17 protein-coding genes and 2 pseudogenes are annotated in these 21,843 nt (G+C 73.1%); 9 read left to right on the plus strand and 10 right to left on the minus strand.

What is annotated here, in order from left to right; genetic code table 11:
• The first annotated feature begins 282 nt into the window (after window positions 1-282).
• Complete coding sequence (locus ACFYM0_RS35005) at window positions 283-537, plus strand: hypothetical protein (RefSeq protein ID WP_388508872.1); 255 nt, start codon at window positions 283-285, stop codon at window positions 535-537.
• Between the two features lie 436 nt (window positions 538-973).
• Here the strand turns inward: ACFYM0_RS35005 and ACFYM0_RS35010 are convergent, their stop codons facing one another.
• A complete protein-coding gene (locus ACFYM0_RS35010) occupies window positions 974-1,564 on the minus strand; it encodes a hypothetical protein (RefSeq protein WP_388508875.1) in 591 nt (196 codons plus the stop codon).
• Between the two features lie 418 nt (window positions 1,565-1,982).
• On the opposite strand from ACFYM0_RS35010, the gene ACFYM0_RS35015 reads away from it, so the two are divergent.
• Window positions 1,983-3,596 (plus strand): alpha/beta hydrolase, encoded by a 1,614-nt coding sequence (locus tag ACFYM0_RS35015; protein ID WP_388508878.1) that lies wholly within the window; start codon window positions 1,983-1,985, stop codon window positions 3,594-3,596.
• Window positions 3,597-3,622: 26 nt separating this feature from the next.
• Here the strand turns inward: ACFYM0_RS35015 and ACFYM0_RS35020 are convergent, their stop codons facing one another.
• On the minus strand, window positions 3,623-5,071 hold the full coding sequence (locus tag ACFYM0_RS35020; protein WP_388508881.1) for an FAD-dependent monooxygenase: 1,449 nt from the start codon (window positions 5,069-5,071) through the stop codon (window positions 3,623-3,625).
• Window positions 5,072-5,109: 38 nt separating this feature from the next.
• Between ACFYM0_RS35020 and ACFYM0_RS35025 the strand changes: the two genes are divergently transcribed.
• The gene (locus ACFYM0_RS35025; RefSeq protein WP_388508884.1) at window positions 5,110-5,808 is read left to right on the plus strand and encodes a TetR/AcrR family transcriptional regulator C-terminal domain-containing protein; all 699 of its coding nucleotides are present in this window, start codon (window positions 5,110-5,112) and stop codon (window positions 5,806-5,808) included.
• Window positions 5,809-5,832: 24 nt separating this feature from the next.
• Here the strand turns inward: ACFYM0_RS35025 and ACFYM0_RS35030 are convergent, their stop codons facing one another.
• On the minus strand, window positions 5,833-7,404 hold the full coding sequence (locus ACFYM0_RS35030; protein WP_388508887.1) for an MFS transporter: 1,572 nt from the start codon (window positions 7,402-7,404) through the stop codon (window positions 5,833-5,835).
• A 550-nt stretch (window positions 7,405-7,954) separates the two neighbouring features.
• Window positions 7,955-8,785 (minus strand): ammonia-dependent NAD(+) synthetase, encoded by an 831-nt coding sequence (nadE, locus tag ACFYM0_RS35035; protein WP_388508889.1) that lies wholly within the window; start codon window positions 8,783-8,785, stop codon window positions 7,955-7,957.
• A gap of 137 nt (window positions 8,786-8,922) precedes the next feature.
• Between nadE and ACFYM0_RS35040 the strand changes: the two genes are divergently transcribed.
• Window positions 8,923-9,483 (plus strand): PadR family transcriptional regulator, encoded by a 561-nt coding sequence (locus ACFYM0_RS35040; RefSeq protein ID WP_388508892.1) that lies wholly within the window; start codon window positions 8,923-8,925, stop codon window positions 9,481-9,483.
• Window positions 9,484-9,591: 108 nt separating this feature from the next.
• On the plus strand, window positions 9,592-11,322 hold the full coding sequence (locus ACFYM0_RS35045; protein WP_388508895.1) for an acyl-CoA dehydrogenase family protein: 1,731 nt from the start codon (window positions 9,592-9,594) through the stop codon (window positions 11,320-11,322).
• A 52-nt stretch (window positions 11,323-11,374) separates the two neighbouring features.
• Here the strand turns inward: ACFYM0_RS35045 and ACFYM0_RS35050 are convergent, their stop codons facing one another.
• The gene (locus tag ACFYM0_RS35050; RefSeq protein ID WP_388509031.1) at window positions 11,375-11,656 is read right to left on the minus strand and encodes a hypothetical protein; all 282 of its coding nucleotides are present in this window, start codon (window positions 11,654-11,656) and stop codon (window positions 11,375-11,377) included.
• Between ACFYM0_RS35050 and ACFYM0_RS35055 the strand changes: the two are divergent.
• Together ACFYM0_RS35055 and ACFYM0_RS35060 are read left to right on the plus strand one after the other, a co-directional pair.
• Window positions 11,598-12,513, plus strand: a pseudogene (locus ACFYM0_RS35055) (NAD(P)H-binding protein). The gene ACFYM0_RS35050 and the pseudogene ACFYM0_RS35055 sit on opposite strands and share 59 nt — an antisense overlap.
• Before the next feature lie 271 nt (window positions 12,514-12,784).
• A complete protein-coding gene (locus ACFYM0_RS35060; protein ID WP_388508898.1) occupies window positions 12,785-14,110 on the plus strand; it encodes a peptide MFS transporter in 1,326 nt (441 codons plus the stop codon).
• Window positions 14,111-14,129: 19 nt separating this feature from the next.
• Here ACFYM0_RS35060 and ACFYM0_RS35065 read toward each other — a convergent pair whose 3' ends face one another.
• Window positions 14,130-15,248 carry a glycosyltransferase gene (locus ACFYM0_RS35065; protein ID WP_388508901.1) on the minus strand — a complete coding sequence of 373 codons (1,119 nt, stop codon included), beginning with the start codon at window positions 15,246-15,248 and terminating at the stop codon, window positions 14,130-14,132.
• A 278-nt stretch (window positions 15,249-15,526) separates the two neighbouring features.
• Between ACFYM0_RS35065 and ACFYM0_RS35070 the strand changes: the two genes are divergently transcribed.
• On the plus strand, window positions 15,527-16,510 hold the full coding sequence (locus ACFYM0_RS35070; RefSeq protein ID WP_388508904.1) for a deaminase domain-containing protein: 984 nt from the start codon (window positions 15,527-15,529) through the stop codon (window positions 16,508-16,510).
• Window positions 16,511-16,533: 23 nt separating this feature from the next.
• On the opposite strand, the gene ACFYM0_RS35075 is transcribed toward ACFYM0_RS35070, so the two are convergent.
• From ACFYM0_RS35075 to ACFYM0_RS35090, 4 genes and pseudogenes are all read right to left on the minus strand, one after another.
• Window positions 16,534-17,382 carry an SDR family oxidoreductase gene (locus tag ACFYM0_RS35075; protein WP_388508907.1) on the minus strand — a complete coding sequence of 283 codons (849 nt, stop codon included), beginning with the start codon at window positions 17,380-17,382 and terminating at the stop codon, window positions 16,534-16,536.
• 200 nt (window positions 17,383-17,582) lie between these two features.
• The gene (locus tag ACFYM0_RS35080) at window positions 17,583-18,149 is read right to left on the minus strand and encodes a GNAT family N-acetyltransferase (protein ID WP_388508910.1); all 567 of its coding nucleotides are present in this window, start codon (window positions 18,147-18,149) and stop codon (window positions 17,583-17,585) included.
• A gap of 36 nt (window positions 18,150-18,185) precedes the next feature.
• Window positions 18,186-19,813 (minus strand): annotated as a pseudogene (locus ACFYM0_RS35085) (MFS transporter).
• Between the two features lie 133 nt (window positions 19,814-19,946).
• Complete coding sequence (locus tag ACFYM0_RS35090) at window positions 19,947-20,963, minus strand: NAD(P)/FAD-dependent oxidoreductase (RefSeq protein ID WP_388509026.1); 1,017 nt, start codon at window positions 20,961-20,963, stop codon at window positions 19,947-19,949.
• A gap of 124 nt (window positions 20,964-21,087) precedes the next feature.
• Between ACFYM0_RS35090 and ACFYM0_RS35095 the strand changes: the two genes are divergently transcribed.
• Entirely contained in the window at window positions 21,088-21,711 is a 624-nt protein-coding gene (locus tag ACFYM0_RS35095; protein ID WP_388508913.1) for a helix-turn-helix domain-containing protein, read from the plus strand.
• Window positions 21,712-21,843 lie beyond the last annotated feature (132 nt).

Below are 21,843 nucleotides of genomic sequence, written 5' to 3' on the forward strand. Positions count from 1 at the left end.
GGGCTCTCAACAAGCCCGGGGGCGTGTCGAAACATCGTCGGCCGGAGCCGCGGTCCACGGACCTTCGACTCTGCCCGCATACCGGAAGGGGAGTTGCCCCATGCGTGCGGTGATGTCGACGTACGGGTCGCGCGGGGCCGTGGGGCCGATGGCGGGGCCGTCGGTGCGGTTGCGGGAGTTCGGCGCGGACGCGCGGATGTGCGCACCGCCCGACGGGGGTCCGCGGCACGTCCGGCCGGGCTCGGCGTGGATTCGCTGCCGGTCACTTCGGGTGCGCGGTCGGTGGCCGGGAAGCCGGGTCTGCGCCACGTGCAGGCGAGCCACCAGCCGGTCGGCCTGCCGTCGCCCCACCGGCTGCCGCCCGGGCGGCGGGGGCAACCGCTGCCGCCGGACGCCACCGACAACCTGGCGTTGTGGGACGGGGGCGCCCGGATGGCGGACACCATGTTCGGCGAGACGCTCAGCACCCCGCGGACGGCTGCCGGCATGGCGCCGGTGGACTCCGTCCGTGACCACGCCTTCACCGCCCATCCGTAGCCGGCCGCGGCCCCCTTCCTCTCCCCCCGGGAGCCGGCGGACCTGGTCGTGGTGCGGACCGGAGCGCGGTGCGCACCGGACGAACGCCCGCTCCCCGCCGAGCTGGTGGAGTTCCCGGACGACGGCCCCGCCCGTCTCCGTGGGCTTCGGCAGCATGCCGCAGGGCGCCCCTCGAAGGGGTCGCGCGGGCGGCCGTCGCAGCGATCCCTGCGCGGTGCCGCCGTCTCCCGGGGCTGGGCCGAACCGGCCCTCTGCGAAGGCCGTGGGAGCGGCCGGCGGAACCGAACGGACTCACCCCGGCCCGGGTCCGGCGAGGGTTCGGGAACCTGCGCGCGAAGACCGGCACGCCAGCCGCGGTACCCCGGCGAACTGGACGGACATCGAGCTGACCGTGGCCGGGACCAACAGGCCGCGGCGATCTCGCCGCGCCGTCAGGTCACCATCCGAGCTGTGGCTCGCCCAGGACCTTGCCGCCGATGCGCGCGGCGAGCTCCTGGGCTCTGGTCAGGGCCCCGCGGTTACTGCCGCCGTGGACGAAGACAGTGTGATGCTCCGTCCACCGGTTCAACTGGGCTTCCTCGCCGTGGAACACGATCTGGACTCCGTCGTGGTTCGCGCTCGCGTATTGGACTGTCTCCGGGTGCTCCGGCCACAAGCCGCGCCAGCAGATGTCGGCGATGCCCTGGCCGAGAGCCGCCACGAAGCGCTCCTCCACAGTCCCCGTCGGAACGTCTGCCGTGACATCCAGCGGCAGGTGTGCCTCCAGTGCGGCGGCGCCCGCGGTCGTCACGTCGAGGTCGAACCAGAGGCCCTCACCCGCAGGACCGGCACGCATGTCCAGGTGGTCGAAGTTCGCCTCCGGCAGGACCGTGACCATCCGCCGCACGTCTTCGACCGTTCGCAGCTCGGCGTAGAGCCCGGCTTTGCCCTCGCACTCCGCCATCAACGTACGCAGGTGCTCGGCCTGCCTGTACGCCATGGGTGCGTCGGTGGTCTGGAAGACGGGATACGCCCTGGAGTTGCCCATGGGGCGAACCGTCACACGTCCTCGCGGGCGTCCGCCACCGCAATTCGTGTGATCACCGCGGTCAGTGGACTCGGCGCGCGCACGCTCGGCATCCGCAACCGGGGGCCGGTCCCTGCCCAAAGTCAAACGGCAGGCCAGGTGCCGCCGCCGCTCCGCCCCGGCCGGCGCCCTGCCGGTCACCGGCCGGGGCGGGGGCCCCGGGCCGGCCCGCCCTCATCCGGTCGGCCCAGCGTGACCCGGGGCCGAATCCGCAGGCCGGGGCCGTACGTTCCGCATCCGGTCGGGCCCGCCGTCTATCCCGGCCCGCCCCGCGGATGGGAACCTGAGGCTGCCGCTCAGCCGAGCGAGGGGCGCCCCACCCTCCCCCCGAACCGGGTCGTCCCCCTGCCTCCGACCTGCCATCAAGGGAGTTCACCGCATGCAGACCCGTTTAGCCGATGATGCGCGCAAGCGAGTGGTGTGGGGGATAGCCCTCGTCCTGATCGCGGTCACGGCGCTCCTCGGAGCAGGTCCGGGGGCCGCCACGGCGACCGCCCTGCCCGCCCCGCCCGTCCCCGTGCTCACCTGGGGCCCCTGCGCCGACGACCAGGGCGACGGCTTCGAGTGCGCGACCGCCCGGGTACCTCTGGACTACCGCCGGCCCACGGGAAGCACGATCCCGCTGGCCGTCACCCGCCGGCTCGCGGCCGACCCGGCCCACCGCACCGGCGTCCTGGTGCTGCACCCCGGCGGACCCGGCAACTCCGGCGTGAACTTCGCCCGCAACAGCTACGCCGCCCTCCCCGCCGCGCTCCGTGACGGCTTCGACGTCGTCGGGTACGACATGCGGGGCGTGGCACGCAGCGGCCAGGTGGAGTGCTGGAACGACGCGGAGTACTCGGCCGCCGTCGACGCCGCGCGCGGGGTCCCCGGACCGGGAGCCCTGCGGACCGCCATCCGGCAGGGCCAGGAGTTCGCCGCGGCCTGCCGGGAACGCGCGGGCGACCTCGTCCCGTTCATCGGCACGGGGTCGAACGCCAAGGACCTCGACCTGCTGCGCCAGGCCCTCGGCGAGGAGACGCTCACCTTCTACGGCCGGTCCTTCGGCAGCTACGTCGGCACCGTGTACGCCGCCCAGTTCCCCCGCCGCGTGCGGGCCATGGTCCTGGACGGGGCCTACGATCCGCGCCGCTACGCCGACGTGCCGTACGCCTACGACGCCGCGCAGTTCACCGCGCTGGACACGGCCGTCGGCCGGTTCCTCGACTGGTGCGCACAGAACGCCACCGCCTGCGGATTCGGCGCGGGCAAGCCCAGGGAAGCCTTCGAACAGCTCAAGCGGGACCTCGACGCCGATCCGGTCATCACCCCGAGCGGACGCCCGGCCACCGGCTACACCCTCGCCTACCGCCTGATGTTCAACATCAACTCGGGCAAGGAGATCTGGCCCTACCTGGGCGAGGCGCTGGCCGCGGCCCAGGCGCACAAGACCTCTTTCCTGCTGTCACCCCCCTCACCCGGGTCCTTCGACTTCCTCAACGTCAACCTGGCCGTCGAGTGCGCCGACCGCGTCTACCCGACCAGCCGGCTCCTCCTCGGCGCCATGGTCGGCGCGCAGTCGGCCTCGGCGCCCCTGCTCGGCCCGCCCATCGGCCTCGGACCGCCCACCTACGACCACAACCACGCGCCCGCCTGCGCGCAGTGGCAGGCGGAACGCCCGAGCCGCTACGAGGGCTCCTACCGGGCGGCCGGGTCCGCCCCGATCCTGGTCCTCGGCACGACCGGAGACCCGGACACCCCGTACCGCGACGCCGTGGCCCTGGCCGGGACGCTGGAGGCAGGCCGGCTGGTGACCTTCGACGCCGAGGGGCACACCGCCTACAACCGGAGCGCGTGCGTCAGCGCGCTCGTCAACGACTACCTGGCCACCCTGGCCCTGCCCGCACGGGGCACCGTCTGTGCGGACGAGACGCCCCCGGAAGCGCTCGGTCGGCGCACCACCGGTCCCGTGGAAGCCGACGAGACGAACGACGTGATCCCCACCCTGCGCTGACGGGGGATCCGCCCCGGCCGCTCGCCTCAGCCGGCCGGCGCGGGTGAGCCGGGGCGGGCCAGGCGGGCGAGGTAGCGGACCAGTCCGGTCGCGTCCTCGCCCGCCCAGCCCACGTACCCGTCGGGTCGGACCAGGAAGAGCCCCTTGCCGTACGGCTCGTACGGTCCGATCCGGTGGACGTGCAGGAACTCCGAGCTCACAGGCGGTAGTTCGGCATCCGTTCCGACGGCCAGCAGCGTGAACTGCGGCCCCCGGAACAAGTCGAAGAGCCTGCGCCCGTCCGGCAGGGGGCCGTCGGGGGCCCGGTCCCCCGCCTCCAGGGCGCCCGCACCCCCTTCGGAGAGGGGGCCGCCCCGGTAGCCCAGGCCGAGCTGGCGGGTGGCGTCGCCGCGCTCCGCCTGGCCGCGGTGGATCCGCGTGGACAGGCCCAGTACGTGCGCGGCGACGGGCTGACGTTCCTGCTCGTAGGTGTCCAGGAGCGCGGGGTCCGCGCCGTGGCGCAGCACCTGTCCGAGCTTCCAGCCGAGGTTGTAGGCGTCCTGGACGCTGGTGTTGAGGCCCTGGCCGCCGGCCGGGGAGTGCACGTGGGCCGCGTCGCCCGCGAGCAGCACCCGGCCGGCGCGGAACCGGTCGGCCATGGCGGCGCGCGGCCTGAAGTCGGAGGCCCACCGGACCTCGATGACGTCCTCGGCGCTCAGGTGGGTCAGGGCGGCGACCGCGGCCGGGATCTCGAGGGCGTCGGAGGCCTCGGTCCGTGCGACGAACTGGTGCTCGTCGGTGCCGGGCAGCGGGCACAGCGCGGCGAAGCCGCCGTCCGCTCCCGGGAACAGGTGCCAGTGGTCGCGGTCCAGGGCGCCGGGCCGCAGCCGGACGTCGGCCACGGCCATCGGCGCGGGATCCACGGTCTCGCCCGTCATGCCGATGTCCAGGGCCTTGCGGACGGTGGAGCGGCCGCCGTCGGCGGCGACCAGATAGGCAGCGCGCAGCGTGCTGCCGTCCGAGAGGTTCGCGCTCACCCCGTCCGGGTCCTGGTCGAAGCCGGTCAAGGCGGTGCCGAAGCGGATCCGGCCGCCGAGTCCGGTGAGGCGCTCGAACAGGATCTCCTGAGTGCGCCACTGGGGCAGGAGCCGGGCCCGCGGATGCGGCTCGGTGTCCGTGGGACCGCCGACGCCGGCGTCTCCGAGCATGTCGTGCTCGCCCACGGGCCGGCCGTCCTGCCAGATCCGCCCGATCGGTGCGTGGTCGCTCGCCTCCCGTACCGCGTCCCCGACCCCGAGATCGTCGAAGACCTCCAGGGTCCTGGGCTGGAGCCCCTTGCCCCGGGATCCGGGGAAGAGGGTGCCGGCCCGCTCGACGACCAGTGCGTGGACGCCGCGGCGGGTGAGGTCCAGGGCCAGGGCGAGCCCCGTGGGGCCGGCGCCGACGACGAGCACGTCGGGAGCCCCGATTTCCTTAACGCTGTTAAGTTCGGTCATGGGTACGAGAATGTGCTTAACGCTGTTAAGTTGTCAAGGTGGTCAAAGAAGAACGAGAAGCGAAACCCGAACGGGCCCGGCTCGACCGGGCGACGGTGGCCGCCACCGCGCTGCGGCTGCTCGGCGAGGTGGGTCTGGAGGGGCTGACCCTGCGGGCCATCGCCAAGGAGCTGGACGTCAAGGCACCCGCCCTGTACTGGCACTTCAAGGACAAGCAGGCCCTGCTCGACGAGATGGCCACCGAAATGTTCCGCCGGATGACGGCGGACCTGGACGCGGCCCGTCCGCCCCGGGACTGGGTGCGGGCACTGGAAGCAGCGATGCGGGGCCTGAGGGGGCACCTGCTGCGCTACCGGGACGGAGCCAAGGTCTACAGCGGTACGCACTTCACCGACATGAGCTACGCCGCTCCCATGGAAGCCCATCTGCGGACGCTCGTCGCGGGCGGCTTCACGGCCGCCGGGGCGGCCCGCGCCTGGTTCACCGCCTACAGCTACACCATCGGGTACGTGATCGAGGAGCAGTCGATGGGCCCGCTGCCCGGCTCGGACGGTGAGGGCTACGACCTGGAGGCCCGCGCCGAACGGCTCGCGGGCTTCCCGCTGACGGCCGAGGCGGGCCCCGAGATGTTCCGGGACCAGGACGCCGGCTTCGAAGCGGGACTCGCGGCGGTGCTCGCGGGCATTGCCACGACCCTGCTCCCGCCGGCCGCGCGGCCGGCCCCGCCGGGCCCGTGAGCCCCGTCTGTCGCACCGGCCCCGTCAGGGCGTCGGAGCGGCGACCGCCGCGCCCCGCACCTCGCGCCGGAGCGCTGGTGCGGGGGCCGTGACCATGACGGCGGCCACGGCGGCGCCCAGGAGCATGATGCCGGCCGCCCACCAGAGTGCGACCCCGAAGCCGTGCACCACGCCCTGGGCCTCGATCAACCGCTGCGCCGGGGACCCGGGGACGCGGTGGGCCGACTCCGCCGGACCGGCGAGGTGCGCGGCGACGTAGGCCGTCGCGGCCGTGCTGGCGATGGTGTTGAGGAGCGCCGTTCCGATCGCCCCGCCCACCTGCTGGGCCGTGTTGACCGTGGCCGAGGTGACCCCGGAGTCCCTCCGCGCCACGCCCTGGGTGGCCGTCGACATCACGGGCATGAACACCAGGCCCATGCCGAACCCGAGGACCAGCATCGCGGGGAGCACATGGGTCGCGTACGCGGAGTCCACGGTCAGCCGCGTGAGCAGGACCAGGGCCACGGTGGCCAGGAGCAGCCCGGGGACGATCAGCGAGCGGGGGGCGAGCCGGTCGAGGAAGCGCGCGGACACCTGGGTCGCCCCGGTGATGATCGCCAGGGTCATGGGGAGGAAGGCCAGCCCCGTCCTGACCGGGGAGTAGCCGAGGACGAGCTGGAAGTAGTAGGTCATGAACAGGAACAGGGCGAACAGGCCGATGGTCGCCAGCGCCATGGTGACGAGGCAGCCGGCCCGCGTCCGGTCCCTGATGATGTGCGGCGGCAGCATGGGGTCGCTCGCCCGTGTCTGCCACCAGGCGAACGCGGCGAGCAGGGCGGTACCGCCGGCGAGGAGGCCGATGACCAGGCCGTCGGACCAGCCGCGCGGTTCGGCCTCGCTCAGCCCGTAGACGATGGCCACGAGTCCGCCGCATCCGAGGACCGCTCCCCGGACGTCGAGTTTCGCCCCCGTACGTCCCGTGCCGCGCAGGACGGCGAAGGCGCCGACGACCGCGATCGCGGCGATGGCCACGTTGACGTAGAGGCACCAGCGCCAGTCCAGGTATTCGGTGAGCAGGCCTCCGGCGATCAGGCCGACGGCGCCGCCGCCGCTCGCGATCGCCGCGAACACGCCGAAGGCCTTGGCGCGTTCCCTCGGGGTGTCGAAGGTGGTGGCCAGCAGCGACAGGGCGCACGGCGCGAGGAGCGCGGCGAAGACCCCTTGCAGGGCCCGGGCCGCGAAGAGCATCCCCGGTCCGCTCGCCGCGCCGCCCAGGGCGGAGGCGACGGCGAAGCCGCTCAGGCCGATGACGAACGCCCGCCTGCGGCCGATGAGGTCCGCGAGGCGCCCGCCCAGCAGGAGCAGCCCGCCGAACGCCAGCGAGTAGGCGGTGATCACCCACTGCCGGTTGCCGTCGGACATCCCCAGATCGCGCTGGGCGGAGGGGAGCGCGATGTTCACGATCGTGGCGTCGAGCACGACCATCAGCTGGGCCAGCCCGATGACCGCGAGAGCCCACCAGCGCCGGGGATCGGGAGGGCCCGCCGGTGCGCCGTCGGCGGGCCGGGGCGCGGCGTCGGGCATCGGGCCGGATGAGGTTCCGCTGGCGGACGTCATGCGGTCAGCCAAACACGGATCGTGACGATCAGCCCGCCTGGAGGTCCGGCGGTGGGACCCTGCGTCCCCACCCGGAACGGCCGGACGGGTGAGCGGGGCGGCGGGGGCGGTCCGCGTGGCCGGAGCCGTCCGCGTGACCGGGGTGGTCCGTGTGACCGGTGCCGTCCGTGTGGCCGGAGCGGTCCGTGCGACCGGGCCGACCGGAAGGCCCCGAGTGAGCGGACTGACCGGGGAGGCCGGGCCGGCCCGTACGCACCCCCGGCCCGGCGCACCGTGCGCTGCCCGCGGCTACCGGCAGGGCCGCCGTCACCCGCCGGCGGCGGACATGGAGGCGGCGCAGGGCCGTGTACAGGGCCGCGGTGACCACACTGGCGGCGCACCAGGCGCCGAGGATCACGAGGATCGTGCTGAGGACGGCCACGGGGACTCCTCGGGGTGTGAAGGGCACCGCCTGGGCGAGCCGGCAAGGTGGTTGCCCGCCGTGACCGACCAGTACCCGGAGGAGGCGGACTTCACGCCCGCCGGCCCCACGCCCCCGTCGCGGACGCCGTTACGGCGCGATCGGCAGCTGCCTCTTGTGCTCGGTCAGGCGGTAGCGGCGGACGATCGTCTCGAAGGCGCGCTCCCCGACCGGCTTGCCTTCCAGGAAGTCGTCGATCTCGTCGTAGGTGACACCCAGCGCGTCCTCGTCGGCCTTGCCCGGGTCGAGGGTCTCCAGGTCCGCCGTGGGCGTCTTCCAGACCAGCTCGGCCGGAGCGCCCAGGGCGTCGGCGCAGGCCCGTACCCGGCGCTTGGTCAGGCCGGTCAGCGGCACCACGTCGGCCGCGCCGTCGCCGAACTTGGTGAAGAAGCCGGAGACCGCCTCGGCGGCGTGGTCGGTGCCGACGACCAGGCCGTCGTGCGCGCCGGCCACCGCGTACTGGGCGATCATCCGCTGACGGGCCTTGATGTTGCCCTGCACGAAGTCCTGGTGGTGGGCGTCGCGGAAGACGGTCCCGCCGGCCAGGGAGGCGGACAGTGCCGCGTCGCTCGCGGGCTTCACGTCCACGGTCAGCACCCGGTCGGCGTTGATGAAACCGAGGGCGAGCTGGGCATCCCTCTCATCGGCCTGGACCCCGTACGGCAGTCGCATGGCGTAGAAGACCGCCTCGTGCCCGGCGGCGCGCACCCGCTCCACGGCGAGCTGGCAGAGCCTGCCGGCCGTCGTGGAGTCCACGCCGCCGCTGATTCCGAGGACCAGGGAGCGCAGGCCGGTGGACGTGAGCCGCTCGGCCAGGAACGCCACCCGGCGCTCGATCTCCCGCTGGGCGTCGAAGCTTTCGGCGACCAGGAGCTCCCGGGCGATCTCCTGCTGCAGGGCGGTGGACGCCGGCTGGCTCACGGCTGCTCCTCATGATGGTTCGTCGGTCCGGAAACGATGCGCTGTCCCGCCGACCCTAACCGAGCGCGCGGGTGAGCCGCGTCTCACCCTCGCGGTGGCGCTTGTCTATGCAACGAGTTGCATAGAAGGATCGGGGCATGGCACTTGAGCACGCGATCCTCGTCTCCCTGCTGGAGCAGCCGGGTTCCGGATACGAGCTGGCCCGCCGGTTCGACCGCTCCATCGGCTACTTCTGGACCGCGACCCACCAGCAGATCTACCGCGTGCTGAACCGGATGGAGGCCGACGGCCGGCTCGACGTCCGCGAAGTGCCGCAGCGGACCCGGCCGGACAAGAAGGAGTACTCCGTCACCGCGGCCGGCCGCGCCGCCCTCTCGACCTGGCTCCACGAGCCGATCCAGGCCGACACCGTCCGCCACGAGCTCGCCGTGAAGATCCGCGGCGCGGCCTTCGACGATCCGGCCGCCCTGATCCGCGAGGTCGAGCGGCACCACCGGACGCACGCCGACCGGCTCACGCACTACCTGGCGGGGGAGCTCCGCGATTTCACCGGACCGCAGGCTCCGGCCCCGGGCCCCGCCGACGCCGGGCGGGAACTCCAGCACGTCGTGCTCCGCGGCGGCATCGCCTACGAGCGCATGCAGCTCGCCTGGCTGGAGGACGTACTGGCCACGCTCCACCGGCTGACGGCCTCCTGACCGGACGCCGCCGCGCCCTCGTTTCCTCCTCCTGATCCTCCCCGTCCCGTCCTCTTCACCCCTCATTCGACTCATCCGACGAATCCTCCGACCGGAAGGCGAACGCCCATGAGCGACCCGCTGCTCTTCAACCCGCGCACCTACGACCCCGCGCACTTCGACCCCGAGACCCGCCGGCTGCTGCGTGCGACGGTCGACTGGTTCGAGGAGCGCGGCAAGCGCCGGCTGATCGAGGACTACCGCACCCGTGCCTGGCTGGGGGACTTCCTCGCGTTCTCCGCGAAGGAGGGGCTCTTCGCGACGTTCCTGACCCCGGAACCGGCCGCCGGCCAGGACGGGCCCGACAAGCGCTGGGACACCGCGCGCATCGCCGCCCTCAACGAGATCCTCGGCTTCTACGGCCTCGACTACTGGTACGCGTGGCAGGTCACCATCCTCGGTCTCGGGCCCGTCTGGCAGAGCGACAACGCCGCCGCCCGTGACCGCGCCGCCCAACTCCTGGACGCGGGCGAGGTGTTCGCGTTCGGCCTGTCCGAGAAGACCCACGGCGCGGACATCTACAACACCGACATGCTGCTGGAGCCGGCTTCCGACGGTTCGGGCGGCTTCCGGGCCACCGGCTCGAAGTACTACATCGGCAACGGCAACGCCGCCGGACTCGTGTCCGTCTTCGGTCGTCGCACCGACGTCGAGGGCCCGGACGGCTACGTCTTCTTCGCCGCGGACAGCCGTCACCCCGCGTACGACGTGGTGAAGAACGTCGTCGACTCCTCCAAGTACGTCAGCGAGTTCCGCCTCACGGACTACCCGGTCGGCGCCGAAGACGTCCTGCACACCGGCCGCGCCGCCTTCGACGCCGCCCTCAACACCGTCAACGTCGGCAAGTTCAACCTCTGCACCGCCTCGATCGGCATCTGCGAGCACGCGATGTACGAGGCCGTCACCCACGCGCAGGGCCGCATCCTCTACGGCCGCCCCGTCACCGCTTTCCCGCACGTGCGCCGCGAGCTGACCGACGCGTACGTCCGCCTCGTCGGGATGAAGCTCTTCAGCGACCGTGCCGTCGACTACTTCCGCTCCGCCGGCCCCGACGACCGCCGCTACCTCCTGTTCAACCCCATGACCAAGATGAAGGTCACCACGGAGGGGGAGAAGGTCATGGACCTGATGTGGGACGTCATCGCGGCCAAGGGCTTCGAGAAGGACACCTACTTCGCCCAGGCGGCCGTCGAGATCCGAGGCTTGCCCAAGCTGGAGGGCACGGTCCACGTCAACCTGGCGCTCATCCTCAAGTTCATGCGCAACCACCTGCTGGAACCGGCCGACTACGCCCCCGTCCCGACCCGCCTCGACGCGGCCGACGACGGGTTCCTCTTCCGTCAGGGCCCGGCCCGCGGCCTGGGGTCCGTACGGTTCCACGACTGGCGTCCGGCCTACGACGCTTACGCCGCCGTGCCCAACGTCGCCCGGTTCCGCGCACAGGCCGACGCCCTCTGTGCGTTCGTCGAGACCGCCGCCCCCGACGAGCGGCAGAGCCGCGACCTCGACCTCCTCCTGGCGGTCGGCCAGCTCTTCGCCCTGGTGGTGCACGGCCAGCTCGTCCTGGAGCAGGCCCGGCTGACCGGCCTGGACGAGGACGTGCTGGACGAGCTGTTCGGCGTCCTCGTACGGGACTTCTCCGCGCACGCCGTCGAACTGCACGGCAAGGACTCCGCCACCGCGGACCAGCAGGCCTGGGCCCTGGGAGCGGTCCGCCGCCCGGCGGTGGACGCGGACCGCTCGGCGCGCGTGTGGGCCCGGGTGGAGGCCCTGGCCGGGGCGTACGAGATGAAGCCCTGACGCCCGGCCGGGCCTGGTCCCGGGTCAGGCCCCGGGGCAGGCCCGGCCCGGGTCAGGCCGGGGCCTGACCGGCGATGCGGGCGAGCAGCTCGCCGAGCAGGAGCTGCTCGCCCGGCGTCAGCCCGGTGGTCCGGGGGAGCAGCGCCTGCAGGGCGATCGCCGCTCCGGCGGGACCGGGGGCAGCCGGGGAGGGGGCGTCGGTCGTGATCGCGGCGATGACCGCTTCCCGCGCCAGCCGGGAGACGCTCAGGTCCCGGCGCTCCTCGGGGGTGGCGATGAGCGCGAGCGTGGCGCCGCCGCCCACGGCGTGCACCAGCCGGGTGGCCGCACCCACGGGCCGGATCGGCCGCGAAGTCCTCGGCGCGCTCGCTCAGGGCGACCACCCCCTCCGGGTGATCGCCCGTGATCCCTCCCGGCTGGATCCCGCCGTGCGCGAGCGCGCCCGGGTCGTCCGGGGTTCGCACAGCGACCCCGAGGTGCTCGCCGAGGCGTTCGAGGGCGCCGACAGCGTCCTGTGGCTGGTTCCGCCGGATCCCCGCGCCGAGGACGTCCTCGCCCACTACCTCGACTTCACCCGCCCGGCCTGCGAGGCCGTCAAAACGCGGGGCGTCAAGCGGGTGGTCGGCATCACCAGTCTCGGCCGCGCCTACGGCAAGCCCGCCGGACTGCTGTCGCCCGCGTTCGCCATGGACCGGCTGATCGAGAGCACCGGCGTCGACTACCGGGCCCCTGGCCATGCCCTTCTTCATGGAGAACCTCCTCGGCCAGGCCGCATCGATCGCGGAGGGCACCTTCTTCACGGCGAACGCCGTGCACCGTCCCCTCGCGACCGTCGCCACCCGCGACATCGCCGCAGCCGCCGCCCGCCTGCTGCTCGACGACTCCTGGACCGGCCAGGGCGAGGTCCCGGTGATGAGCAGCGACGTCCTGTCCCCCGAGGGCATGGCGCGGACCATGTCCGAGGTTCTGGAGCGGCCGGTCCGGGCGCTCCGGGCCGACCTCGGAACGTACCGCACGACGATGGCCGGCCACGGGATGAGCGACGCCTGGGCACAGGGCCTGGCCGACATGGCCGCGGCCCAGAACGACGGCATCTACGACGCCGACCAGGCGGCCCCGGGCCGTCTGCCCGCGCCCACGACCCTCCGCCAGTGGTGCCGGGAAGTACTCAAGCCCGCAGTCACCGCCTGAAGCCCGGGAGCGGGCCCGGGACTTTGGCCCCGGGTCTCTCATCGTGGGCCGCTCCCTCCTTTCGGCCGGTGCGCACACGCCCCTGCGGGGTGTTGGCTGGAAGGAGCCGGAACAGCCGGAGCCCACACCCCGAGAGGCTGGAACGCCATCATGTCGACGTCCACGGAGCAGAGGGCGGAGGTGATCGCAGAGAACCGCACCCGCAAGGGTCTGCTGCCGCTGTGCCTGAGCGAAGCAGCGGAGCGGTTCTCCTTAGAGGTCCTTCTACGGAATGCGCGCGGTACTGGCGCTCTTCCTGATCGACACCGCCCACGGCCTCGGCATGTCGAAGACCACGGCGGTCGCCCTCGTCGGCGCCTACCTGTCCGCCTGCTACTTCACCGCCCTGCCGGGCGGCTGGATCGCCGACCGGCTGCTCGGCGCCCGTAAGACCGCCCTGGCGGGCGGGCTCGCCATCCTGGCCGGCCACCTCGCACTCGCCTTCGAGGCCGGAGCGGGCGGCGTCTACGCCGGCCTCGTCCTCATCGCCGTCGGCACCGGCCTGCAGAAGCCCAACATGACCGCCCTGGTCGGAAAGCTGTACGCACGGGGCACCGACCAGGAACGGGACGCGGCCTACAGCAAGTTCTACGCCAGCGTGAACGTGGGCGGCCTGGCCTCGACCCTCCTGGTGGGCTGGCTCGGACTCCACTTCGGCTGGAACGTCGCCTTCGGTACGGCGGCCGTGGCCATGGCCCTCAGCCTGTGCGTCTTCCAGGCCTCGGGCAGCCTCCGTGAGGCCGCCGACGCACCCGGCCGCCCCCTCACCCGCGCCGAGGCCCGCACGGTGGCCGTCCGGGCGCTGTGGTGCGCGGCCGGGCTCGTCGCCGCCGGCGCCGCGGCCCGGGCGACCGGGACGCTGACCCTGCCCCACGCACTCACCGCGTTCGCGGTCCTGGCCGTGGTCGTACCGGTCGGCTACCTCGTCACCCTGCTGCGCCGCACCGACCTCGACGAGCGGGGACGAGCGGGCATCCGCGCCTACGCACGGCTGTTCGCGGCGGCCGTCGCCTTCTTCTGCATCTTCGACCTGGCCGCGTCCAACGTGCAGCTGTTCGCCGCGGACCACGTGGACATGATGGGGATCCCGGTCACCTGGCAGGCGGCCCTGAACCCCGTCATGACCATCGCCTTCGCCGGGGTCCTCGCCTTCGTGTGGCGCAAGGTGCGCATCTCCTCCCCGGCGAAGTTCTCCACCGGACTCGTCCTCGGAGGGCTGTCCTTCCTCCTGCTCGCGCTCGCCGCGAGCCACGCCACCGGCGGCGCCCACATCTCGCTGCTCTGGCTCGTCGGCCTCTACGTCCTGCTGAGCACGGGGGAGCTGTTCCTCGCCCCCACCGGACTGTCCATCAGCCACAAACTGGCCCCTGCGGGCACCGGATCCCAGCTCGTGGGCCTCTTCTTCCTCGCCGCGGCGGCGGGCGACGCCATCGGCAGCCAGGTCGCCACCCACCTGACCGGCGCCGCCCTCTACATCGCCCTGGGCGGGCTGGCGCTGGTGGCCGGCCTCGCGATGGCCGCAGCCACACCGAGGCTGCGCCTGCTGACCGGCGAATGAACCGGCCTCCCGGCCCGACCTAGCCGATGGCCTCGAAGGAGGCGACGAGGTCGGTGGGGGAGGGGAGTGCGGCCATCTCGGCCTGCGTGGCGGCGGCCCCCTTGCGGAGGGCCTCGTCGGTGAGGAGCCGGCCGAGCAGGTCGGCGTCCACCTCGTCGCCGGTCGTCCGGAGGGCGAAGCCCAGGCCGGTCGCGGCATCGGTGTTCATGAAGTGGTCGGCGCCCTGCGGGAGGATCAGCTGAGGGACGCCCAGGGAAGCGGCGGTGAGCATGGTGCCGGCGCCGCCGTGGTGCACGATCGCGTCCGCGGTGTCCAGGAGCTGCGCCAGGGGCACCCAGGGCAGCGCCCGGACGTTGTCGGGAAGCGTGCCGAGCGGGCGCAGATCGGTGTCGCCGACCGCGAGCAGGAACTCGGCGTCGACGGAAGCGGCCTCGGAGATCACCCGGGTCACCGGTCCGACGCCCGCGAACGCGGTCACCACGGTCCCCAGGGTGACGGCGATCCGGGGCCGGGAGCCGCGGGCCACGAGATCGCGCGGAACCGAACCGCCGCCGTTGTGCGGCACGTAGCGGACGCGCCAGCCGGTGCCGTCCCCGCCGAGGGAGGGCGGTACGACGTCGAGGACGGTGTGGGTGGCCGGGCCTTCGACCCCACGGGTCCGGTACTCGTCCGCCAGCAGGTCGGCGAGCCGGCCGACCATGCCGAGGCCGGACATCACGCCGAAGTTGTGGACCACGGCCGGTATGCCCAGGGCCGCGGAGACCAGGGGAGCGGCGGCCTGGAAGGCGGCGTGGACGATGACGTCCGGTCGCCAGGCCGCGGCGACGGCCAACAGGTCGTCGATGGAGACCCGCCCGTGTTCGGCGAAGCCCGCCGCGGCGCTCCGCTCGGTCTCCTGCGGGCTCTTGCCGTCCGTGACGAATTGCAGGTCCGAGCCGTTCGAGGCACGCCGGAAGGCCTTCAGCAGCGTCGAGCCGTCGCCGATCTCGACGGTGGGCAGGCCGGATTGCCGGATCTGGTCGTACGGGGCCGAAACGGCGAACAGCACCTGGTGACCGGCGGCCTGGAGTGCCTGGGCGGTCGGCACCATCGGGAACAGATGTCCCACCGAAGCGGGGCCGGTGAAGAGGATGCGCACGGTATGACTCCTTGGGTGGGGCCCCGAATCGGTCCTCGGTCAGGGCCCCTTGAGGGTTCTGGCACAAGGTCGAACGAATCCGCGTTCGCCTCGGTTTCCTTCGACATGATCGAATTTCGGCCGATTCGGGAGGCCATCCTGCCCTCCGGGAACGGGCGTTGAGCATTCGTTCAGCCGTCGGTCATCGCTCCTCGCCATGCTGGGACGGCGGGGTGCGGCGAGGGGGATCCGGCCGGCCGGCCGGGTCGCGGCGTACGCCGGGAGCGAGTGGGGGGCCCATGACCACGGCGGCATTCAGGAACAAGGCGCGACTGCGGTACTCGATCGCCTTCGTCGGGTACGCGGACCTCGAAGGGGAGATCGATGGGGTCTCGCACCAGGACCTGCGCGGGGACAACTACTACCAGGACCTGCCCGAACCCTCGGACTGGACCGGCGCCCTGCGCGGCATCCAGCACCGCAAGGACGCCGAGCGGCAGGTCGTGAACCTCCTCGCCGACGCGATCTACCACCACCTCGGCTGCCGGAGCACGGCGGAGTACGGGACGCGGATCGCCGCCGTCCGCAGGGGCACGGTCGATCTGTACTCCGACATGGGTCCGTGCCACTCCTGCCGGTCGGTGATCAAGGACTTCCGCCGGGACTTCCCGGCACTCTCCCTCAAGGTCCGCTACCGCAACGCCCTGTTCGGCGGCGGCACGGCGAAACTCCTCCAGGCAGGCGACGGCCTGTACGGGAGCTACGGAATCGGCGACGCCGAGCCGGGCGACGGCGGGTGGTGGGTCAGGAGCTACGCCGGCAGCCCCCTGGCCGCGGTCACCGCGACCTTCGACGCCAAGGTCGCCGGCCCGGACGGCCACCGCTTCCAGGGCACGGTCACGGCCGTCGACCAGCAGCCCCACGCCTCGTTCCTGTACCCGGCGCCCAGCAGCACCGCGGCGCCCCTCGACGAGGTCGCCGCCGTCCTGGACCAGGTCGCGGACCAGATCCGCACCACGATGGCACCGGGTCAGCAGATGCGCCCGCAGTCCTTCCGCCAGTGGATCCGCGGCATCGACCAGGGCACGGTCCGGCTCCTCGGCGAACGCGGGCCCAGCCAGGCAGGCCGGGCCGCGGTGGCCGCCTTCGCCGCCGACTTCCCCAAGGTGCGGATCGAGGTGTCCTACGGGGCCGCGGCCGCGCAGGCCGACGGGTGCGGCTACGCCGACGCCACCGCGCTTCCGGGCGGCACCTGGCTGAAGGTGTTCCCCGCCGCCCGCTGAACCGGCTGCCCCGCGGCCCGGCGTCAGGCCTGGGGCGGGCCCTGTACGAGTGGGCCCCGTACGAGGAGGCGGGCCGCGGCGAGGTCGGCGCGGTCCGCCTCCTCCGAGGCGTCGATGTAGCCGAAGGCGTCGTCGCCGACGGGGATCCGCAGGGGCGTGGGACCTTCGGTGGCGACGATGTCGAGGACCCGTTCGGCGAAGTACTCCGGGCGTCCGGTCTCGGGGCTGTCGGCGAGACCCCGGGCTCCTTCGAGCATCTCGCGGTTGGTGGCGTCGTAGGCGGGGACCCGGTGGGCGGCCTCGGCCATGGAGGTGCCGTAGCGCGTCGCGAACATGCCCGGTTCGATGACGGTGACGCGGATGTTGTGGGGGGCCGCCTCCATGGCGAGGGTCCGGCTCATGCCTTCGAGGGCGTGCTTCCCGGCGGTGTAGGCCGCCAGACCGGGGAAGGCCAACCGTCCGACCACGGACGAGACGTTGAGGATGTGGCCGTGTCCCTGGGCCCTCATCAGCGGGAGGACCAGGCGCGCGAGCCGCCAGGGACCGACGACCAGGGTCTCCAACTGGTCGCGGAGTTCGGCGTCCGAGACCTCCTCGACCGCGCCGAACAGCCCGACGGCGGCGTTGTTGACGAGGATGTCGATGCCGCCCAGGCGCTCGGCCGCGGTGCGGACCGCCTCCTCGCAGGAGGCGTCGTCCCGCAGCTCGAGCGGGATCGGGACGATCCGGCCGGGCCAGGCGGCGGCCAGATCCTCCAGGTCGGCGGTCTTGCGGGCGGTGACGGCCAGTTCGTCCCCCGCCCGGGCCGCCGCGGTGGCCAGTGCGTGCCCGAGCCCCGAGGAGCATCCCGTGACCAGCCAGCGTCGTCCCATGGTTCCCCCGTGTTGACCGAGTTGCTCCGGATGATGGCGGCAGTTCATGTTCGTGGGGGCTCCGGTCCGCGGTCATCCCTGCTGCGGGGGCGCGCGGAGGCGCGCAGGCGCACGTCTGGGCGCGCGCACGCGCCGGGCCAGGACCCGCGGCCCGGCGGGGAGGCCGGACCGGTCGCCTATGCGAGCGGCCCCGCGCCCGGCTAACCCGTGCCCGTCGAACCCGCGCCCGCCGGGCCTGCCGCGGCTCCGCCGGCCCGGGCGGCGCGGCGCAGCCGGGACCTGGCCGGATCCTGGGGGGAGTACGAGGCCGTGCCGGTGTGTTCCCGCGGGTTCGGGCGGACGAAGAGGGTGACGGTCACCTTCTCGGTGAACCCGTTGCGCCGCATCATCGCGGCGGAGGCCGCGTTGCCGCTCTCCACGTCGGTGATGATCCGGGACGCCCCCGCGGCGAAGAGCGCGCCGCAGCAGTGCTCGACCAGGGAACTCGCGACTCCCCGGCCCCGGGCGCGTTCCTCCAGGGCGATCCACTCCAGGTAGCCCCAGTCCTCGCGCTCGTCGTAAGACAGCGATCCGAGGACGAAACCGAGCAGTCCCTGCTCGTCGCGGGCGATCCAGCAGGCGTCCGGCTGGGCGTCCCAGTGCGCCGCCACCGACGACAGCGACCAGGAGGTGTAGGGCATCGCCTTCACGTCGAAGGCCCGGTAGCCGAGATCGAGAACGGCATCGAGGTGGGTCAGTCGCAGCGGGAGGGTCTCGACTTCACTCATGAACTCGATGATGACATAGCGGCATTTGTCTCCGTGTCACCTCGCGGAGAGGACCTCGGGGTCCGCGGCCGGCTCCGGGACGGACACCGGGGTCCCCGGCTCCGGCTCCGGGTTCTTCGGGCCGCGGGCGAGGACGTACAGGAACAGGACGCCCATGACGGCTACACCCGCCCACATGGCCTGCTGCCAGCCCTCGACGAAGGACTGCCGGGCGGCGTGGACGAGGGCCTGCGCCCGGGGGCCCGCGTCGTGTGCCGCGGCCACGGCGTTGGCGACGCCCTCCCGTGCGGCGTCGGCGGCGCCCTGCGGGATGTCCTGGAGCCGTCCCTCGACGGCATCGCGGTAGCCGGCCGACAGGAGTGCTCCGAGCAGGGCCACACCCAGCGCGGTGCCGAACTCGCGGGTGACGTCGTTGAGCGCGGAGGCGACGCCCTGGCGTGCTCGCGGCAGGGCGTCGGTGATGGCCTCGGTGGAGGGTGTCATCGCCAGGCCCATGCCGATACCCATGGCGAGCATGCCCGGAAGAACGGACGGGTAGCCGCCGTCGACGGAGACGATGCCGGCCATCAGAGCGAGGCCGGCGCCGGCGAGCAGGATGCCGGCTGCCATGGCCGAGCGGGCACCGACGCGAGCGGCCAGCCGGGGCGCCAGGCCGGAGGCCAGCATCATGGCCACGGCCATGGGCATCAGCGCGAGCGTGGACATGAGGGCCGACCAGCCGAGAACGGCCTGGAAGAAGGGGAAGAGCACCACGAAGATCCCCGCCTGCACTCCGAAGACCGTCAGCAGGGTGAGGGAGCCGCCGGCCAGTCCGCGCTCGCGGAACAGCCGTACGTCGAGCAGGGCGGCGTCCTTCAGGCGCAGCTCCCGGACCACGAAGGCGACGGCGGCGAGCAGCCCGGCGACGAGGCCGGTGAGGGTGGTGGGATCGGACCACCCGCGCTCGGGCCCTTCCTGGAGGGCGAAGATGAGACCGGCCACGGCGACGACGGAGGTCAGCGCGCCGACGGTGTCGTAGGAATGGCCGTGGCTTTCACGGGAGTTGGGTATCACGCGCAGCGACAGGGCCAGGGCCGCGACGACCAGGGCGACGGGCAGCACGAAGAGGTAGCGCCAGTTCGCCACGTCCACGAGCGTCGCGGAGAGGAACATGCCGAGGATGCCGCCGCCTCCGGCGACTGCGGTCCACACGCCGATGGCCCGGCCGCGCTGCTCCTTCGGGAAGGTGGAGGTGATCACGGCGAGGGTGATGGCATGATCATCGCGGCGCCCACGCCACTGAGCAGGCGGGCGGCGAGCATGACCTCCGAGGACGGGGCGAGACCCGCGAGGGCGCTCGCGCTGCCGAAGACGGTCAGGCCGGCGATCAGCGTGGGCTTGCGCCCCAGCCGGTCCCCGAGCGCTCCGAGCGGGAGCAGGAGGGCGGCCAGCGTGAGGGTGTAGAGGTTGATGATCCACAGGACGGTGCTCTGCGAGGCGCCGAACTCGACGGCGAGGTCGGGCTGAGCGACGTTCAGCCCGGAAACCGAGGCGATGACGGCCATCAACGCGATGCACACGGTGATCAGGACGGTCCGCAGCCGACGTGCGTCCGGACCGTCGTGACGATCGGCGCCGCCGGGCACTTCGGGGGCCGCGGCCCGTGCGGGCTGGTGCGTACTCAGGGGTTCCTCCCGGAAAACGACATGGGAAAGGCAGCGCCGGACCAGGTCCGGCGCTGCCGGGGGTGGGGCGGGAGCGGGCGTTCGCGTGCCCGCGGGCGCCGGGCGTCAGGTGCGCGGCGCCAGGCGTCAGGCGTCAGGCGGTGGCGGTGGTCTCCGCCGGGGCGAGGATCGCGACCGCCGCGTCGGCGTCGGCGACGGCGAGGAGCGCGTTGATGTGCGCGCCGGCCAGTGCCCCGGCGGCGGCGGAGGCCCCTACCTGGGCGATCGGGTCGGTGACGTTGCCCGCCACCCACACCCCCGGCACGTCGGTGGCGCCGGCCGTGCCGGAGGCGAAGCGGCGGCCGCCGCCGGGCAGCTCCTCCACCGGCAGGCCCAGGCCCGCCAGGCCCTCGGTGCGGGCCACGAGCGTGGTCGCCACCGCGAGGACGCGGCGGTCGACGACCGGCCCGTCGGCCAGACGCACGCCGCGGATCCCGCCGGAGCCGTCCCCCACGACCTCCTCGACCGGGGTGTCGATGACGCGGATGGCGCGTGCGGCGAAGCGCGCACGGGTCTCGTCGTCCAGCTCGGTGCCGTGCGCGAAGTAGACGAGGTCGTCGGTGAGCTGGCGGAACAACAGGGCGTGGTGGACCGATGCGGGGCCGGTGGCGAGGACGCCGATCGGCTCGTCGCGCACCTCCCAGCCGTGGCAGTACGGGCAGTGGACCACGCTGTGCCCCCAGTGCTCCGCCAGACCGGGGAGCTCGGGGAGGGCATCGCGCAGACCGGTGGCCACCAGCAGGCGGCGCGCCGCCAGGGCGCGGCCGTCGGTCAGGGTGACCGTGAAGCGCAGGTCGCCGTCGGTGGACGGGGCGGCGTGCTCGGCGGCGGAGACCTCGCCGGAGACGACGAGGCCGCCGTAGCGGCGTACTTCCTCACGGCCCCGCCCGTACAGCTCCGCCGGCGGGGTGCCGTCCAGGCCGAGGAGGCCGTGCACGCCCTCGGCGGGCGCGTTGCGGGGGGTGCCGCTGTCGATCACGACGACTGAACGGCGGGAGCGGGCGAGCATCAGCGCACCGTTCAGACCGGCGGCGCCGCCGCCGATCACCACGGCGTCGACGGTCCCGTCCGGCAGTGCGTCGGTCGCGTAGGCGGTAGTCGTCGCGGACATGTCGTCGATGTCGTCCATGTCGTCGGGTTCCCTTCCGGGTGTTCCTTCGTGCCGGCCCGGTGGTCCGGGGCCGTCTGCACACGACGCTAACCGCGACTTGCAGTGCGGGCATACAATGTTGCCTATGACGCAAGAAGATGGCGACCTGGACAGCCTGGTACGCAAGCGCATCCGCGCGCTGCGGGTGGCGCAGGGCTGGTCCCTGGAGGAACTGGCCACCCGAGCCCGGCTCAGCCAGTCCACGCTCAGCCGCATCGAGAACGGCCAGCGCCGCCTGGCGCTGGACAGTCTGGTCACGCTCGCCCGAGCGCTGGACACCACCTTGGACCAGCTCGTGGAGACCGCGACCGACGATGTCGTCACCAGCCCGATGATCGACGCCGCTCGCGGGCAGATGCGCTGGCCGATCAAGGGTGAACCGGGCATGACGGTCATTCGCCAGCGCATGACCGAGCCGCCACCCGACAACCCCTCCCGCATGCGCGCGCACCCCGGGCGCGAATGGCTCGTGGTCCTGTCCGGCACGGCGATCCTGATGCTGGGGCACCGCCGCTTCCGGATCGAGACCAACCAGGCCGCGGAATTCCCGACGATGATGCCGCACGCGATCGGCGCCGAGGGCGGACCGTGCGAGATCCTGGGGATCTTCGACCGGGACGCCCGCCGCGGTCACCAGCGGGACAACGGCACCGGTGACGGGGGAGGCGACGGAAGCGGCGAAAGCGCTGATCGGGACCCGGGTCACTGACGATGCGCGGTGGGCCCTCCCGTCCCGTACGGGGTGTCGAGCACGGGCATCTTGCGCGCCCGGGGGGTCAGGGGGCCATCTTCTTGCCTAACCGGCAAGAATCAATGCGGCAAGCGCATGGGCGTCCTACCG

It is taken from the genome of Streptomyces sp. NPDC006487 (assembly GCF_042870555.1).
GTDB lineage: Bacteria > Actinomycetota > Actinomycetes > Streptomycetales > Streptomycetaceae > Streptomyces.

Excerpts from the sequence above, each read along its gene's own strand:
- ACFYM0_RS35060 (WP_388508898.1), top strand. The coding sequence starts at position 12,785 with ATGCGCGCGGTACTGGCGCTCTTCCTGATCGACACCGCCCACGGCCTC.
- ACFYM0_RS35090 (WP_388509026.1), bottom strand. The coding sequence starts at position 20,963 with ATGTCCGCGACGACTACCGCCTACGCGACCGACGCACTGCCGGACGGG.
- ACFYM0_RS35010 (WP_388508875.1), bottom strand. The coding sequence starts at position 1,564 with ATGGGCAACTCCAGGGCGTATCCCGTCTTCCAGACCACCGACGCACCC.
- ACFYM0_RS35030 (WP_388508887.1), bottom strand. The coding sequence starts at position 7,404 with ATGACGTCCGCCAGCGGAACCTCATCCGGCCCGATGCCCGACGCCGCG.
- ACFYM0_RS35095 (WP_388508913.1), top strand. The coding sequence starts at position 21,088 with ATGACGCAAGAAGATGGCGACCTGGACAGCCTGGTACGCAAGCGCATC.
- ACFYM0_RS35015 (WP_388508878.1), top strand. The coding sequence starts at position 1,983 with ATGCAGACCCGTTTAGCCGATGATGCGCGCAAGCGAGTGGTGTGGGGG.
- ACFYM0_RS35070 (WP_388508904.1), top strand. The coding sequence starts at position 15,527 with ATGACCACGGCGGCATTCAGGAACAAGGCGCGACTGCGGTACTCGATC.
- ACFYM0_RS35080 (WP_388508910.1), bottom strand. The coding sequence starts at position 18,149 with ATGAGTGAAGTCGAGACCCTCCCGCTGCGACTGACCCACCTCGATGCC.
- ACFYM0_RS35020 (WP_388508881.1), bottom strand. The coding sequence starts at position 5,071 with ATGACCGAACTTAACAGCGTTAAGGAAATCGGGGCTCCCGACGTGCTC.
- ACFYM0_RS35075 (WP_388508907.1), bottom strand. The coding sequence starts at position 17,382 with ATGGGACGACGCTGGCTGGTCACGGGATGCTCCTCGGGGCTCGGGCAC.
- ACFYM0_RS35045 (WP_388508895.1), top strand. The coding sequence starts at position 9,592 with ATGAGCGACCCGCTGCTCTTCAACCCGCGCACCTACGACCCCGCGCAC.
- ACFYM0_RS35040 (WP_388508892.1), top strand. The coding sequence starts at position 8,923 with ATGGCACTTGAGCACGCGATCCTCGTCTCCCTGCTGGAGCAGCCGGGT.